Here is a 16,114-nt window from a genome sequence, read left to right on the forward strand (position 1 = left end):
ATTTTTCCGCATGGCACCGCGCGGCCGGGCATGCCTGCCACTCCCGACAACCCGCAAGTCCGGTTTCGGCGGCCCGGCGTCGTCCCCGGAGGAAGATGGCAGATGCACGATTCGCGCCCGCTCAGGCGCTGGCGCGCTCGGTCCAGAAGGTCTGCAGCTCGACCGGCCGGTCGGGAATCGTGATTCGGAAGGTCGCGCCGAGCGTGCCCTCGACCAGCTGGATGTCGCCATCATGGGCCCGCACCAGCTCGGCCGCGATGGCCAGACCGAGGCCCGAGCCGCCGGGCCGGCCGGCGCCGCGGAAGGCCTCGAACAGGTGCTCACGCACCTTCGCCGGCACGCCCGGACCGGTATCGGACACTTCCAGGATCGTCACGGCGCCCTCGCGACGGCCGGTGATGCGGATCTGGCGCACGCCGGCATCGCCGGCGAGGCTCTCCAGCGCCTGGGCGGCGTTGCGGACGAGGTTGAGCAGCACGCGGAACAGCTGGTCGGGATCGGCGTCGATCCTCAGCCCGCGCTCGATCGCCGCGATCCAGGTGATCGAGACGTCAGGCGACAACCCGGCGGTCTCCCTCACCTCGGACACGACCGGCTCGACAGCCACCAAGCGCCGGTCCGGCGCCGGCTCCTGCACCTTGCCGTAGGACAGCGTCGATTGGCAGAACGCGATGGCACGCTCCAGCGAGCGCATCAGCTTCGGCGCAAAGCGCTGCACCCGCGGATCGGGCACGCTGGCGAGCTGGTCCGACAACAGCTGCGACGATGCCAGCAGGTTGCGCAGATCATGATTGATCTTGGATACCGCGAGGCCGAGCGCGGCGAGCCGGCTCTTCTGATTCAGCATCGAGACCAGGTCGCGCTGCATGTCGGCGAGTTCTCGCTCGGCGACGCCGATCTCGTCCGAGCGCTGGCTCGGCACGATGATGCGCGCCACGCTTTCCGGATTCTCGTGGAACCCGACGAGGCTCGCGGTCAGCCGCCGCATCGGCCGCACGAACAGGAAATGAAGTGCGAAATACACCAGTGCCGCGGTCAGGACGGCAAGCAGCAGCGACACGCCGAGCAGGTTGCGCGAGAAGCGGTACATCGCCTTCCGCAGCGGCTTCTCGTCGGTGACGACCTCGATGAATTGTGCGCGTCCCTGTGCCGGCCCGACGACACGCATGGTGTGATCGCCGGTCTCGGTCATCATCTTCAGCGAGTTCACGATCGACGACCATACGGTCATGTCGCGCATGTCGAAGTCATGATCGATCGACGCCGGAAGGTCGGCGCTGGCGAGCAGACGACGCTGTTGCCCCATCTTGATGGCGACGCCCCTGGCATTGATCGAGGTCAGGATCTGTCGCGCCAGCGAGTCCGGCACCATGCCGGAGGGTGCGGCATCGAGCACCAGCGCGGCGGTATTGGCTGCGGCGAGGCGGTCGTTGAGACGGTTGGTCCAGAAGTTCGCGATCGCGGGCACATACACCAGCACCGCCGCGATCATCACGAGCGGAATGGTTAACAGAAGCAGCTTGCCGGACAAGCCGAGCCGGCGCGACCGTTTCGGTCGCAGACGCTCCAGGATCGGCTGGTTGTCGCTGTCTGGCACGTAGAGCCCTTGTAAGAGACACCCCTACCCTTACGGGTGCGCAAGATGGGACTGCACCGGAGTCCGGTCAAATTACGGATCGCTCATGTTCCGGTTTCCATCGTTCATAATGGAACCCGAAGCTGCGCGGCCCGATCGATGCCCCGCTGTCGTGCGGGCGCCAATCTCGCGCCATTTTGACGCTGCCCTTGGGGGCACCTACAACGATCGAGCCCACGTACCAAGCCGCATCCTGCAGCCGTTGGCCCGATTGACGAAGTCGGGACGCTCCCTTATAAGCCGCGCCAACCGTCCGCGATGACCCGGCCTGTCCGGGAGCGGCTCGATTTCAGGGCCGGAAGCGGTCCACTTTGGGCCCGAAACCATCTCTGGACATCAATCGACATTTCAAGCAGGCAAGTTGTCAACTGGCAAATTGCCCGTCAGCGGAGAACGACCGTGAAGCGGACTTATCAACCCAGCAAACTGGTGCGCAAGCGCCGTCACGGCTTCCGCGCGCGCCTCGCCACCACTGGCGGCCGCAAGGTTCTTGCTGCCCGTCGTGCACGTGGCCGCAAGCGTCTGAGCGCCTGAAGCCAGGGCGTCCGTCCCGGAGATTTCGATCATGGATCGGCTACGGCAGCGGGCGGACTTTCTCGCCGTTGCCGATGGCGCGCGGGCCAACGGCCCTGCCTTCGTGGTCCAGCGCCGTGAGCGCGCCGACCAGGGCCCGGTCCGGATCGGCTTTACCGTCACCAAGAAGAATGGCACCGCCACGGAGCGCAATCGCATCCGTCGGCGGTTGCGCGAGCTTGTGAAACGGCTCGATCCCCTGTCGATGCGGCCGCACAGCGACTATGTGCTGATCGGTCGCCGCGATGCGCTGTCGCGCGACTTCCTGGCCATGCTCGAGGACCTCCAGGCGACGCTCCGCCGCCTCGACCGGCAACAGGCCAGGCCGCAGCCGCGCAGGCCGTCGCATGCGGACAGGCAGAATGCTCCCGCACCGGCCGCGCAGTTCCGCAAACCGGATTGAACGACGAGATCATAAGAAAACGATGACCGACAATCGCAACACCATCCTCGCCGTCATTCTGTCCGGCCTCGTGCTGATCCTGTGGCAGGTCTTCTACAACGGGCCGCAGATGGAGAAGCAGCGCGCCCAGGCCCAGATGCAGGCCGAGCTCGCCAAGCAGCAGGCGCCGGCCGGGCAGCCCGGCGCGACGCCCTCCGCCACGCAGCCGAATGCGGCCGCCTCCGGCAGCCCGAGCGCGCCCGGCGGCGCCGCGGCCACGGCCGCCGGCGTGATGCCGCGCGAGACCGCGATCGCGGCCAACCCGCGCGTCAAGATCGACACCCCGCGGCTGACCGGCAGCATCTCGCTGAAGGGCGCCCGCCTCGACGACTTGGCCTTTGTAAAGTATCGCGACACGGTCGATCCGACGTCTCCGGCCATCGTGCTGTTCTCGCCGTCGAACACCGCTGAGCCGTATTATGCGGAATTCGGCTGGGTCAATGCCGCCGGCGCCAAGGTGCAGGTGCCGGACCAGAGCACGATGTGGCAGCAGGACGGCTCCAATGCGCTGACGCCGACCACGCCGGTGAAGCTGACCTATACCAATGGCGACGGCCTGACCTTCCAGCGCACCATCGCCGTCGACGATCACTATCTCTTCACCATCAAGGACGACGTCACCAACGCCGGCAATGCCCCGGTGACGCTGTATCCCTATGGCCTGATCTCGCGCCACGGCACGCCGCATGTCTCGGGCTACTACATCCTGCATGAAGGCCTGATCGGCTATCTCGGCGAGAAGGGCCTGCAGGAATTCACCTACAAGAAGATGGACGACGAGAAGGCCGCCAAGTTCGACATCACCAATGGCTGGCTCGGCATCACCGACAAGTACTGGGCGACTGCGCTGCTGCCGATGACCGACGCCCATTTGCAGGCGAACTACTCGTCGAAGCTGGTCGACAACCAGCACCGCTACCAGACCGACTATGTCGAGAACCCGCAGACCGTTGCGGCCGGCGGCTCGGCCACCGTCTCCACCCGGCTGTTCGCCGGCGCCAAGGAGGCCGGCGTCGTCGGCATCAACTTCCCGATCGGCGGCCTTGACGGCTACAATCAGAAGCTCGGGCTGAACCATTTCGACCTGCTGATCGACTGGGGCTGGTTCTACTTCCTGACCAAGCCGATGTTCCTGGCGCTCGACTTCTTCTTCCGCTTCTTCGGCAATTTCGGCGTCTCGATCCTGCTGGTGACGGTGCTGGTGAAGCTGCTGTTCTTCCCGCTGGCCAACAAGTCCTACGCCTCGATGGCCAAGATGAAGGCAATCCAGCCGCAGCTGCAGGCGCTGAAGGAGCGCTATCCGGACGACCGGATGAAGCAGCAGCAGGAGATGATGGAGATCTACAAGAAGGAGAAGATCAACCCCGTCGCCGGCTGTCTCCCTGTCGCGCTGCAAATCCCGGTGTTCTTCTCGCTGTACAAGGTGCTGTTCGTCACCATCGAGATGCGGCATGCGCCGTTCATTGGCTGGATCAAGGACCTCTCGGCGCCGGATCCGACCAACCTGTTCACGCTGTTCGGCCTGATCCCGTTCGATCCGACCCAGCTGCCGCTGTTCGGCCATTACCTGGCGCTCGGCATCTGGCCGATCATCATGGGCATCACGATGTGGTTCCAGATGAAGCTGAACCCGACGCCGCCGGATCCGACCCAGGCGATGATCTTCAACTGGATGCCGCTGATCTTCACCTTCATGCTCGCGGGCTTCCCGGCCGGTCTCGTGATCTACTGGGCCTGGAACAACACGCTGTCGGTGCTGCAGCAGGGCTTCATCATGCGCCGCAACGGCGTGAAGGTGGAGCTGTTCGACAACATCCGCGGCACGTTCAAAAAAAAAACGGCGTGACGACGAGTAAGGCGGCGTGAGAGTTCACGCGCTGAGACGATAAAAGATTGCGTCATGGCCGGGCTCGTCCCGGCCATCCACGTCTTGAGACCCACGCACAGCGGCGTGGATGCCCGGGTCAAGCCCGGGCATGACGGAGGCATGAGCCTGTCATGACAACGAGCAGCGACGTCGACGAGCGCCTGATCGAGAAGGGCCGCAAGCTGTTTGCGCAATCTTGGCGCTTCACCCATGCCTCGCCGTCGATCGAGAGCCTGCCGCCGATGGGGGCCATCGAGGTCGCCTTCGCCGGCCGCTCCAATGTCGGCAAGTCGAGCCTGATCAATGCGCTGACCGGCCAGAACGCACTGGCGCGAACCTCGCATACGCCCGGCCGGACCCAGGAGCTGATCTTCTTCGAGGCCCCCGAATACGCGCCGCTGCGGCTGGTCGACATGCCCGGCTATGGCTACGCCGCGGCAGCCAAGACCAAGGTCGCGTCCTGGACCGAGCTGATCCACAAATTCCTGCTCGGACGCTCCTCGCTCGCCCGCGTCTATGTGCTGATCGACGCCCGCCACGGGCTGAAGGAGGTCGATCAGGAGATCCTCAAGACGCTCGATCGGTCGGCCGTCAGCTATCAGCTGGTTCTGACCAAGGCCGATCAGATCAAGCCGGCGGAACTCGCGGCCCGCATCGCCGAGACCGAAACCGCGCTCGCCAAGCATCCCGCAGCGTTTCCGCAGGTGCTGGCGACGTCGTCACGCTCCGGCACCGGCATGCCGGAGCTGCGCGCCGCGATGGTGCGCCTGCTCGAGGAGCGCGGCGCATGATCAAGGCCTGGCGAATTCTCGTCGCCCTGGCGGGCCTGATGGGGGCCGCCGGCGTGGCGCTGGCGGCGAAGGCCGCGCACGATCCCGACGCGTCGCGGCTCGCGACTGCGTCCACCATGCTGCTGTTCCACGCCTGCGCCCTGCTTGGCACCGTCGCGCTGGCCGAGCGCGGCGTCGTCGCCCGGCGCATCGGCCTGGTCGCGGCGATCGGGTTCGTGCTCGGCCCGGCGCTGTTCGCCGGCGACCTCTTGATGCGGCAATTCACCGGCGACCGGCTGTTTCCGTTTGCGGCGCCGATCGGCGGCAGCCTGCAGATCGCCAGCTGGCTGGCGCTCGCGGTGTGCGCGCTGTGGCCACGGCGAGCGTGATCCGGCGCTTTGCGCCGCCCCGGCAATCGGATAGAACCGCGCGCGACGTTCCGACAGCCGAGATCACCCAGACATGACCGACGCGACCACCATCAGCCCGCTCGATCAGGCCCGCATCCTGTCCGAAGCGCTCCCGCACATGCAGGAGTATGACGACGAAACCATCGTCATCAAATATGGCGGCCACGCCATGGGCGACGAGGACACCGCCAAGGCATTCGCGCGCGACATCGTGCTGCTCGAGCAGACCGCCATCAACCCGGTGGTCGTGCATGGCGGCGGGCCGCAGATCGCGACCATGCTCAAGCGCCTCGGCATCGTCTCCGAATTCGCCGCAGGCCTGCGTATCACCGACGCGGCGACGATCGAGATCGTCGAGATGGTGCTGGCCGGCTCGATCAACAAGCAGCTGGTCGGCTACATCAACGAGGCCGGCGGCAAGGCCGTCGGGCTGTGCGGCAAGGACGGCAACATGGTGCGCGCCGTCAAGGCGACCCGCACGATGGTCGATCCCGACAGCCACATCGAGAAGGTGGTCGATCTCGGCTTCGTCGGCGAGCCGGACAAGGTCGATCTCACGCTGCTGAACCAGCTGATCGGCTACGAGCTGATCCCGGTGCTGGCGCCACTCGCGACCTCCAAGGAGGGCCAGACCTTCAACGTCAACGCCGACACTTTCGCCGGCGCCGTCGCCGGCGCGCTGAAGGCCAAGCGGCTCTTGCTGCTGACCGACGTGCCCGGCGTGCTCGACAAGTCGAAGAAGCTGATTCCGGAAATCTCCATCAAGGACGCGCGCAAGCTGATCGCCGACGGCACCATCTCCGGCGGCATGATCCCGAAGGTCGAGACCTGCATCTACGCGCTCGAGCAGGGCGTGCAGGGCGTCGTGATCCTGGATGGCAAGGTGCAGCACGCCGTGCTGCTCGAGCTGTTCACCAACCAGGGCACGGGCACGCTGATCCACAAGTGATGGGCACCGTCGCCACACAGTCAGGACTCGTCATGCCCGGGCTTGACCCGGGCATCCACGACTTCCTTTCCGGTGGTTGCAAAGACGTGGATGGCCGGGTCAAGCCCGGCCATGACGGCGGAGAGAGTTTCGGACGAAGGAGGCTGGTCTCAGCTCGGGTGGTGCTCACTCTGACGGCCATTCTTCTTCCGCTTCTCGCCGCCACCACCCCTGCCCACGCCGATCTCAAGCTCTGCAATCGCATGAGCTACGTCGTCGAGGCCGCCATCGGCGTCGACGAGAAGGCGGCCACCGCAACGCGCGGCTGGTTCCGGCTCGATCCGGCGGCCTGCCGCGTCGTGCTGCAGGGGGCGATGACCGCCGACCGCATCCTGCTGCATGCCCGCGCGCTCAGCCTGTACGGCGCCTCGCCGATCGCCGACAACGGCAATGACCAGCTGTGCGTGGCTGCGTCCGACAATTTCGTCATCGCCGCCGCGCGCCAGTGCCGCACCGGACAGACGCCGGCGCCGTTCACACAGGTGACGCCGGCCAAATCCGACGATGGCACGCTGACCGCGTATCTCGCCGAGAGCGCCGAATATGACGACGAGCAGGCGCGGCTCGCGGGGATTCAGCGGCTGCTCGGCATCGCCGGCTACGACGCCTCGCCGATCGACGGTGTCGACGGGCCAAAGACGCAAGCCGCGCTCGCCGCCTTCCTGAAGAGCCGTGGGCTTGCTTCCGACATCGTCTCGCAGCCGACCTTCTTCGCCACCATGGTGGACGCGGTACAGACGCCGTCGCCGACCGGGCTCACCTGGTGCAACGACACCCCGCACAAGGTGATGGCGGCGGTCGGCACCGACGACGGCCGCACCGTGGTCAGCCGCGGCTGGTACCGCATCGATGCCGGCAAGTGCCTGCATCCGGACATCACCGGACAGCCGAAGAAGGTCTACAGCTTCGCCGAGGCGGTCGATGCCGACAACCGCACCATCAAGCTGAAGGACAAGCCGCTGAATTGGGGCGGCCTGGTGCAGCTCTGCACCCGCGAAAACAAGTTCGAGACGACGGAGCAGGGCGACTGCCCGAGCCGCGGCTTCACCGCGACCGGCTTCACCGCCGTCGACATCACCCGCGGCGGCAAGACGCTGCGATTTGCGCTGCCGTGATGAGCGTGTCGATGAGAGCCGTGATGCCGCAACAAATTCCGCCGTCATCCCGGCGAACGCCGGGATCCATAGCCACCAGCCGTCGTGTGGGCCACCGGCATCAGCCATTCTGCCTCAAGACAGATCACGCGGTATGGGTCCCGGCGTTCGCCGGGACGACGGCGGAATATGCCGTGCCAGCTGGGCATGATCACTCAGGACCCAGGCACCCATGACAAAATCCCCCCGCAGCTTCGGTCACGTCGACACCTGGGTGTTCGATCTCGACAACACGCTGTATCCGCATCACGTCAATCTGTGGCAGCAGGTGGATGCGCGGATCGGCGAGTTCGTCTCCAACTGGCTCAAGGTCGACGCCGACGAGGCGCGGCGCATCCAGAAGGACTACTACCGGCGCTACGGCACGACGATGCGCGGCATGATGACCGAGCATGGCGTGCATGCCGACGACTTCCTCGCCTACGTGCACAAGATCGACCACTCGCCGCTGGAGCCGAACCCGGCGATGGGCGCGGCGATCGAGCAGTTGCCGGGGCGCAAGCTGATCCTGACCAACGGCTCGGTCGACCATGTCGACGCCGTGCTGGCGCGGCTCGGCATTGCCGGGCATTTCCACGGCGTGTTCGACATCATCGCCGCCGAACTGACGCCGAAGCCGGCGCGCGAGACCTACGACAAGTTCCTCAAGCTGCACGACGTCGATCCGACCCGCTCGGCCATGTTCGAGGACCTCGCCCGCAACCTCGCCGTGCCGCACGACCTCGGCATGACCACCGTGCTGGTGGTGCCCGACGGCACCAAGGAGGTGGTGCGCGAGGATTGGGAGCTGTCGGGCCGGGACGATCCGCATGTCGATCATGTCACGGATGACCTGACGGGGTTCTTGCAGCGGCTGGTGGCTGCCTAAGACTCTCTGTCGTCCCGGACAAGCGGAGTGCCCGGCGTGCACTGGGATCAGATGGCCGCCCGACAATCTCAGTGTCGTCCCGGGCAAGCCCGTTGACGCGCAGCGTCAGCGGGCGCCGACCCGGGACCCATAACCACAGGGAGATGTGTTGGGCACGCAAGCGGCTCAGGATGTGCCCAATACGTCGCCCTGTGGTTATTGGGTCCCGGATCGCGCTCGCGCGATAGAGCCGTCTCAATAGCGGCAGCCGGGCGCTCCGCTTGTCCGGGACGACCACTGTGGGTGCCTTGACTCCCCTGCCTCAAACTCCGAAAAAGCCGCCCTGCCCATCAAGCTCGTACATGACCGATCCCAGGCGGCGCGCCCGGGACCAAGCGAGGATCGACCGATGTCACTGTCCGCCCTGGAATCCACCATCAACAGCGCCTTCGATGCCCGTGACGGCGTCTCGACCTCGACCAAGGGCGAGGTCCGGGACGCCGTGGAGAGCGCGCTGGAGCTGCTCGACAAGGGCGAGACCCGCGTCGCCGAGCGCGGCGCCGACGGCAAGTGGAGCGTCAACCAGTGGCTGAAGAAGGCCGTGCTGCTGTCGTTCCGGCTCAACGACATGAGCGTGATCCCCGGCGGCCCCGGCCAGGCGTCGTGGTGGGACAAGGTGCCGTCGAAGTTCGAGGGCTGGGGCGAGAACCGGTTTCGCGATGCCGGCTTCCGCGCCGTGCCCGGCGCGATCGTGCGCCGCTCGGCGTTCATCGCTAAGAACGTCGTGCTGATGCCGTCCTTCGTCAATCTCGGGGCCTATGTCGACGAGGCCACGATGGTCGACACCTGGTCGACGGTCGGCTCCTGCGCCCAGATCGGCAAGCGCGTGCACATCTCCGGCGGCGTCGGCATCGGCGGCGTGCTGGAGCCGCTGCAGGCTGGCCCGGTCATCATCGAGGATGACTGCTTCATCGGTGCACGCTCGGAGGTCGCCGAAGGCGTGATCGTGCGCAAGGGCGCGGTGCTGGCGATGGGCGTGTTCCTGAGCGCCTCGACCAAGATCGTCGACCGCGAGACCGGCGAGACCTTCATCGGCGAGGTGCCGGAATACTCGGTCGTCGTGCCGGGCGCGCTGCCGGGCAAGCCGATGAAGAACGGCCAGATGGGACCGTCCACGGCTTGCGCCGTCATCGTCAAGCGCGTCGACGAGCGAACCCGCTCCAAGACCTCGATCAACGAGCTGCTGCGCGACTGATCGAACCGCCGCTGCGGCGGCAGCGACGAATCTCCGGACCGGCCCTACCGCTCGTCCGGAGATCGCCCATGGACTGGATCTGGTTTCTGCTCCGCTTCCACGGCCGCATCAATCGCGCCAAGCTGTGGCTGTCGCTGCTGGTGATCTTTGGCTGGATGGTGGCCGCCGCTGCTCTGACGGCCGGCTTCAGCAAGCTGCTCGGCGGCCCGGCGGCCGCGAGCTTCCGTCTCACCGATATTTTCGTGGTCTTCGACCCCGACACCTTTCGCAGCCTGACGCGGGCCGATCTCCTGTCCGCGGCGATCCACATCGTCGTCACCCCGTTGTTCGCCTGGGTGTTCGCCGCGGGCGCCGTCAAGCGGCTGCACGACCGCGGCAAGAGCGGCTGGTGGACGGTTCCGTTCTTCGCCGTGCCGGGACTCATCAACCAATACGTCGACCTGCTGCCCGGCACGCTGCTTCCCACGATCCTCGGAGGTCTCGGCGCCGTGTTCTCGGTCTGGGGCTTCATCGAGCTGTACTGCCTGGCCGGCGATCCCGGGAGCAATCGCTTCGGACCCAGCCCGCTGCCGCAGGTCGCATCGGCCGAATACGGCGGCCGGCAGACCAGCCATCCGCCGGCCTGGAACCAGCAAAAGGAGCTGGAATTCACGCCGCACGTCGCGAGCCCACCGCTCAGCGGAGCGGCAATCGGCAGCACTAGCCGGCCGCCAAACTAGCATGATAAGCCGAGGGCATGACCGACGCCCTCGACATCACCCGCGACCTGATCCGCTGCCCTTCCGTCACGCCGGCCGATGCCGGCGCGCTCGGTGTGCTCGAAGCCCTGCTGGCGCAAGCGGGCTTCACGACGCATCGCGTGACGTTCTCCGAGGCAGGCACCGCCGACATCGATAACCTCTACGCTCGCATCGGCAGCGAGGGACCGCACATCACCTTCGCCGGCCACACCGACGTGGTGCCGCCTGGCGACGAAAAGGCCTGGAGCCTCGGCGCATTCTCCGGCGAGGTGAAGGACGGCTACATCTACGGCCGCGGCGCGGTCGACATGAAGGGCGGCATCGCCTGCAGCGTCGCGGCGGCGCTCGACTATCTGCGCGAGCACGGTGGCCAGCCCAAGGGCTCGATCTCGTTCCTGATCACCGGCGACGAGGAGGACGTCTCGATCAACGGCACCATCAAGCTGTTGCAGTGGGCGGCCGAGCGCGGCGAGCGCTTCGATCATTGCGTGCTTGGCGAGCCGTCCAATCAGGAAGTCATGGGCGACTGCATCAAGATCGGCCGCCGCGGCTCACAGTCCGGCACCCTGATCGTCGAAGGCAAGCAGGGCCACGTCGCCTATCCGCACCGCGCCTCCAACCCGGTGCCTGACATCTCGCGCCTGATCGTGGCACTTTCCGACGAGCCGCTCGATCACGGCAGCGCGCAATTCCAGCCGTCGAACCTCGAATTCACCACCGTGGATGTCGGCAACACCGCGACCAACGTCATCGCAGGGATCGCACGAGCGAAGTTCAACATCCGCTACAATGACTGCCATACGCAGGAGTCGCTGCGCGCGCTGGTCGAGAAGCGGCTGGCAACAGCCTGCGGCAACCGCATCCGCGCCCACATCGACTGGCTGCCGTCGAACTCCAACGTGTTCCTGACCAAGCCGGGTCCGTTCACCGACCTCGCGGTCGCGGCGATCGAAGAGGTCACCGGCCGCAGGCCTGATTTGTCGACCACCGGCGGCACGTCGGATGCGCGCTTCATCTCGAGCTACTGCCCGGTGATCGAGTTCGGCCTGGTCGGCCAGACCATGCACCAGATCGACGAGCGCGCCTCTGTCGCCGATATCGCGACGCTGACGAAGATCTATCGCGGCATCCTCGACAGATATTTCGCCTGAGCTGCAAGGGGTGGCGCGGATGGACCGACGAGCTCTGAGCGCCAAGGACGCGCCGCAGCCCTCGGGCTGCTACAGCCAAGTCTGCGAGGTCTCGCACCCGACGCGATGGGCATTCGTGAGCGGTCAGATTCCGCAAGATGCAGATGGCGCGGTGCCCGCCGATTTCACGAGCCAAGCCCGTCTCGTGTGGCGCAATGTAGAAGCGCAGCTTCGGGCGGCCGACATGACACTCGGCAACATCGTCAAGGTCACGACCTATTTGTCGGATCGAAAGTACGGCGTCGAAAACCGCGACGTTCGCAACGAAGTCCTGGGCGACCTGGCGCCTGCATTGACGGTGATCATTGCCGAAATCTTTGACAGCGCCTGGCTACTCGAAATCGAAGCAGTCGCCGCCGCCTGATCAGTAGTCGACCTTCACGAGATACAGCCCTTCGGGCGGCGCGACGACGCCGCAGGCGGCGCGGCTGCGCGCGGCGAGCGCGGCCGCCAGATCATCGGCGCTCCAGCGGCCCTGCCCGACCCACACCAGCGAGCCGACCATCGAGCGCACCTGGCTGTGCAGATAGGAGCGTGCCGAGGTGATGACGGTGATGGCGTCACCGTCCCTGACGACGTCGAGCTGATCGAGCGTCTTCTCCGGTGATTTTGCCTGGCACTCGGTGTCGCGGAACGTGGTGAAGTCGTGCTTGCCGATCAGGCGTTGCGCAGCGACGTGCATCGCATCCGAATCGAGCCGCTGCGGCACGCGCCAGACGCGGCCGACCTCCAGCGCCAGATTGGAGCGACGATTGACGATGCGATAGCGATAGTGCCGCTTGCGCGCGGAGAAGCGCGCTTCGAACGTCTCCGGCACGATCTCCGCGTCGAGCACGGCGACCGGGTTCGGGCGCAGATGCGCGTTGAGCGCATCACGCAGCTTGTCGGGGCGGAACGCCTTCTCGATGTCGCAATGCGCGACCTGCCCGGTGGCGTGAACGCCCGCATCGGTGCGGCCGGAGCCGTGCACGCGGGTCGGCACGCCGCAGGTCGCCTGCACCGCCGTTTCCAGCGCGCCCTGCACCGACGGCAGCGTCTCCTGCAGCTGCCAGCCGCAGAACGGGGTGCCGTCATATTCGATGGTGAGCTTGTAGCGGGGCATCCGGTTTATTGCTGCCGTCATCGCCCGCGCAGGCGGGCGATCCAGTCATCGCCGACGTCTCGGCTCGACAATGGCCGTCTCGGCGTACTGGATACCCCGCTTTCGCGGGGTATGACAGCGTTACGAAAAGCGGGCACCACACTTCAATGGCGTGCCGCGCAGGAAATCCGCGGCCTTCATCGGGCCCTTGCCGGCGCGCTGCAGTTCGGTGATGCGGATGGCGCCGTCGACACAGGCGATGGTGAGCTGCTCGTCGAGCACGGTACCCGGCTCACCCACGCCAGCGGTTAGCGCACAGCGCAGGATCTTCAGGCGCACCGCCTCGCCATCGAGCCCGATCTCGCTCCAGGCACCAGGGAACGGCGACAGACCATGGATGTGGCGCAGCACGGCATGCGCCGGCCTGCTCCAGCCGATTCGAGCTTCGGCCTTCTCGATCTTGGCGGCGTAGGTGACGCCGTCCTCGGCCTGCTTCGTCAGCGTCAACCCGCCGCGCTCCAGCGCAGCCATCGCGCGCACCATCAGGTCGGCGCCGATCCGCGACAGGCGATCATGCAGATCGGACGCCGTCATGGCGTCGGTGATACCAATGCGCTCGGCTATCGCGACGTCGCCGGTGTCGAGACCGACGTCCATCTTCATGACCATCACACCGCTTTCGGCATCACCCGCCATGATGGCGCGGTTGATCGGCGCGGCGCCGCGCCAGCGCGGCAGTAGCGAAGCGTGAAGATTGTAGCAGCCGAGCCTGGGCGTATCGAGAATCGACTGCGGCAGGATCATGCCATAGGCGACGACGACGGCGGCATCGGCCTCATGCGCGCGGAACCCGGCCAGCGCCTCCTCGGTCTTCAACGTCTTCGGCGTGAGCACGGGAATGCCGAGCCGGCGCGCCTCGGTCTCGATCGGCGTCGGCACCAGCGCCAGGCCACGGCGGCCGCCGGGCTTCGGCGCGCGGGTGTAGACGGCTGCGATCTCGTGGCCATGGCCGGCGAGCTCGAGCAGGGTCGGCACGGCGAAGTCCGGCGTACCCATGAAGATCAGGCGAAGCGGCATCTGGTGGGCGATCCTGCATGGCCGAATCCTCCGCGTCACGGCTGGGCTTGTCCCGGCCATCCACGTCGCGATGCCAATGCGAGCGGCACGACGTGGATGCCCGGGTCGAGCCCGGGCATGACGGAGGAGAGAGTTGTTTGTTACTCGCCCGCGCGCTTGGCGGCCTTGGTGAACTTCTTCATCACGCGGTCGCGCTTGAGCTTCGACAGATAGTCGATGAACAGCACGCCGTTGAGATGGTCGATCTCATGCTGGATGCAGGTGGCGTAGAGCCCCTCGGCATCCTCCTCGCGGACCACGCCGTCGATATCGGTGAAGCGGACGCGGACGCGCGCCGGCCGTTCGACCTCCTCATAATATTCGGGGATCGACAGGCAGCCTTCCTCGTAGATCGACAGCTCATCCGACTTGGCGACGATCTCCGGGTTGATGAAGACCCGCGGCTCGCGCTTGGTCTCGCCGCCGGAATCCGGCTTCGCCAGATCCATGGTGATGAGGCGCAAGGGCTGCGCGACCTGGATCGCCGCGAGCCCGATGCCGGGCGCGTCGTACATGGTCTGGAACATGTCGTCGACCAGCTGCCGGATCTCCGGCGTGACCTTCTCGACAGGCCTGGAGACCAGCCGCAGCTGCCGATCCGGCAGGATGATGATTTCTTTTAGGGACATGGCGCGCGATTTAAGCCGCGGAACTGACCGGGTCAATCTAATGGCGTGCGGTTAAGACATCGCTAACCATGAATTTCAACGATCCGTTAACCATGCTTCTTAACCCGGCCTTAACCATAAATGTTCTCTCTTCGTTCGCGAGCTTGCGCGAATCGGATAGACGGGGGTGATGACCGCCAGCCAAAGCCTCAATCCTGTCGTCGTCATGATCGGCGACCTGCCGATCCGGGCCAGCGATGCGCTGATCGGATTCGGCGTGCTGGTGCTGCTGCTGCTCGTGATGATCGTGGCGGCGGTCGCCCGCTCCGGCCGGCGCGGGACCGAGCTTGCTGCCCTGCAGGCGATTCGTGCCGACGAGCTTGAACAACGGTTCGGCGAGATGATCCGCGTCCAGAGCGAGGCCTCCGGCCGGGTCGACGCGATGGCGCAGCTGCTGGCCGGGCGCCAGGTGGACCTGGCCCGCAGCGTCAACGAGCGGCTCGATGCCGTCACTCACCGCGTCGGCCAGTCGATGGAGCAGAGCACGCGCCACACCATGGATTCGCTGCGCGTGCTGCACGAGCGGCTCGGCATCATCGACAATGCGCACCGTGATCTCAGCGAACTGACCACGCAGGTGACGACCCTGCGCGACGTGCTTGCCAACAAGCAGTCACGCGGCGCCTTCGGCCAGGCGCGGATGGAGGCGATCGTCCAGGATGGGCTGCCGAAGGGCAGCTACGCGTTCCAGTACACGCTCGCCGGCGGCAAGCGGCCAGACTGCGTCGTGTTCCTGCCCGACACCAGGCCACTGTGCATCGACGCCAAGTTTCCGCTGGAGGCGGTCACCGCGCTGCATGACGCCGAGACCGAGGAGGAGAAGCGCGTCGCTGCGCAGCGCCTGCGCACCGACGTGCTGCGCCACGTCAACGACATCGCCGAGAAATATCTGGTCGTCGGCGAGACTCAGGATACGGCCCTGATGTTCGTGCCGTCGGAGTCGGTCTATGCCGAAATCCACGACGGCTTCGACGACGTCATCCAGAAGGCCTATCGCGCGCGGGTCGTGCTGGTATCGCCGTCGCTCCTGATGCTCGCCATCCAGGTCATGCAGCAGATCATGAAGGACGCCCGCATCCGTGACGCCGCCGACCAGATCCGCAACGAGGTGATCCATCTCGGCGACGACCTCGGCCGCCTGCGCGAGCGCGTGCTCAAGCTGCAGAAGCATTTCGGCGACGTCAGCGAGGACATCCGCCAGATCCTGATCTCCGCCGACAAGATCGAGAAGCGCGCCGCCCGCATCGAGGAGCTGGATTTCAGCAAGCAGGACGCGCCGGTGGACTCGCCCCGGATCGTGCCGGGCACAAGCACGACGCCGGACCTGTTTCCGTTGGCCGGCGGGATGCAGGCGGGAGAGTGAGGGTGGCGTCGCGA

Annotated in this window: 17 protein-coding genes; 13 read left to right on the forward strand and 4 right to left on the reverse strand. The window is 66.1% G+C overall.

Going from position 1 to position 16,114, the window contains the following annotated elements:
* Positions 1-121: 121 nt before the first annotated feature.
* The gene (locus tag ACQR07_RS21435) at positions 122-1,597 is read right to left on the reverse strand and encodes a sensor histidine kinase (RefSeq protein WP_434904151.1); all 1,476 of its coding nucleotides are present in this window, start codon (positions 1,595-1,597) and stop codon (positions 122-124) included.
* 438 nt (positions 1,598-2,035) lie between these two features.
* Between ACQR07_RS21435 and rpmH the strand changes: the two genes are divergently transcribed.
* The 12 genes from rpmH (at position 2,036) to ACQR07_RS21495 (ending at position 12,236) form a co-directional block, all read left to right on the forward strand.
* Positions 2,036-2,170, forward strand: a complete 135-nt coding sequence (gene rpmH, locus ACQR07_RS21440) for a 50S ribosomal protein L34 (RefSeq protein WP_006609582.1) — start codon at positions 2,036-2,038, stop codon at positions 2,168-2,170.
* A gap of 31 nt (positions 2,171-2,201) precedes the next feature.
* Positions 2,202-2,612: a ribonuclease P protein component gene (rnpA, locus tag ACQR07_RS21445; RefSeq protein WP_434904152.1), complete on the forward strand. Its 411-nt coding sequence runs from the start codon at positions 2,202-2,204 to the stop codon at positions 2,610-2,612.
* A 22-nt stretch (positions 2,613-2,634) separates the two neighbouring features.
* Complete coding sequence (gene yidC, locus ACQR07_RS21450) at positions 2,635-4,497, forward strand: membrane protein insertase YidC (RefSeq protein WP_434904153.1); 1,863 nt, start codon at positions 2,635-2,637, stop codon at positions 4,495-4,497.
* Positions 4,498-4,649: 152 nt separating this feature from the next.
* A complete protein-coding gene (gene yihA / locus ACQR07_RS21455) occupies positions 4,650-5,309 on the forward strand; it encodes a ribosome biogenesis GTP-binding protein YihA/YsxC (protein ID WP_434904154.1) in 660 nt (219 codons plus the stop codon).
* Positions 5,306-5,677, forward strand: a complete 372-nt coding sequence (locus ACQR07_RS21460; protein ID WP_434904155.1) for a DUF423 domain-containing protein — start codon at positions 5,306-5,308, stop codon at positions 5,675-5,677. The genes yihA and ACQR07_RS21460 overlap by 4 nt, the downstream gene beginning before the upstream one ends.
* A 73-nt stretch (positions 5,678-5,750) precedes the next feature.
* Positions 5,751-6,647, forward strand: a complete 897-nt coding sequence (gene argB, locus ACQR07_RS21465; RefSeq protein WP_434904156.1) for an acetylglutamate kinase — start codon at positions 5,751-5,753, stop codon at positions 6,645-6,647.
* Between the two features lie 86 nt (positions 6,648-6,733).
* A complete protein-coding gene (locus ACQR07_RS21470; protein ID WP_434904192.1) occupies positions 6,734-7,801 on the forward strand; it encodes a DUF1036 domain-containing protein in 1,068 nt (355 codons plus the stop codon).
* Positions 7,802-8,012: 211 nt separating this feature from the next.
* Positions 8,013-8,708: a pyrimidine 5'-nucleotidase gene (locus tag ACQR07_RS21475; RefSeq protein WP_434904157.1), complete on the forward strand. Its 696-nt coding sequence runs from the start codon at positions 8,013-8,015 to the stop codon at positions 8,706-8,708.
* A 388-nt stretch (positions 8,709-9,096) separates the two neighbouring features.
* Entirely contained in the window at positions 9,097-9,942 is an 846-nt protein-coding gene (dapD, locus tag ACQR07_RS21480) for a 2,3,4,5-tetrahydropyridine-2,6-dicarboxylate N-succinyltransferase (RefSeq protein ID WP_434904158.1), read from the forward strand.
* A 68-nt stretch (positions 9,943-10,010) separates the two neighbouring features.
* Positions 10,011-10,661 carry a DUF805 domain-containing protein gene (locus ACQR07_RS21485; RefSeq protein WP_434904159.1) on the forward strand — a complete coding sequence of 217 codons (651 nt, stop codon included), beginning with the start codon at positions 10,011-10,013 and terminating at the stop codon, positions 10,659-10,661.
* Positions 10,662-10,678: 17 nt separating this feature from the next.
* On the forward strand, positions 10,679-11,833 hold the full coding sequence (gene dapE, locus ACQR07_RS21490; protein ID WP_434904160.1) for a succinyl-diaminopimelate desuccinylase: 1,155 nt from the start codon (positions 10,679-10,681) through the stop codon (positions 11,831-11,833).
* A gap of 19 nt (positions 11,834-11,852) precedes the next feature.
* On the forward strand, positions 11,853-12,236 hold the full coding sequence (locus ACQR07_RS21495) for a RidA family protein (protein ID WP_434904161.1): 384 nt from the start codon (positions 11,853-11,855) through the stop codon (positions 12,234-12,236).
* Here ACQR07_RS21495 and truA read toward each other — a convergent pair whose 3' ends face one another.
* The 3 genes from truA to def all read right to left on the reverse strand — a co-directional run bounded on the left by truA (position 12,237) and on the right by def (position 14,698).
* Positions 12,237-12,974 carry a tRNA pseudouridine(38-40) synthase TruA gene (gene truA / locus ACQR07_RS21500; protein WP_434904162.1) on the reverse strand — a complete coding sequence of 246 codons (738 nt, stop codon included), beginning with the start codon at positions 12,972-12,974 and terminating at the stop codon, positions 12,237-12,239.
* Positions 12,975-13,094: 120 nt separating this feature from the next.
* Positions 13,095-14,030, reverse strand: a complete 936-nt coding sequence (gene fmt / locus ACQR07_RS21505) for a methionyl-tRNA formyltransferase (protein WP_434904163.1) — start codon at positions 14,028-14,030, stop codon at positions 13,095-13,097.
* A 140-nt stretch (positions 14,031-14,170) separates the two neighbouring features.
* On the reverse strand, positions 14,171-14,698 hold the full coding sequence (gene def / locus ACQR07_RS21510; protein ID WP_434904164.1) for a peptide deformylase: 528 nt from the start codon (positions 14,696-14,698) through the stop codon (positions 14,171-14,173).
* Between the two features lie 169 nt (positions 14,699-14,867).
* Here def and ACQR07_RS21515 point away from each other — a divergent pair, with 169 nt between their 5' ends.
* Positions 14,868-16,100: a DNA recombination protein RmuC gene (locus ACQR07_RS21515; RefSeq protein WP_434904165.1), complete on the forward strand. Its 1,233-nt coding sequence runs from the start codon at positions 14,868-14,870 to the stop codon at positions 16,098-16,100.
* Positions 16,101-16,114 lie beyond the last annotated feature (14 nt).

Source organism: Bradyrhizobium sp. HKCCYLS20291 (genome assembly GCF_051167715.1).
In the GTDB taxonomy this organism is placed as follows: Bacteria; Pseudomonadota; Alphaproteobacteria; order Rhizobiales; family Xanthobacteraceae; genus Bradyrhizobium.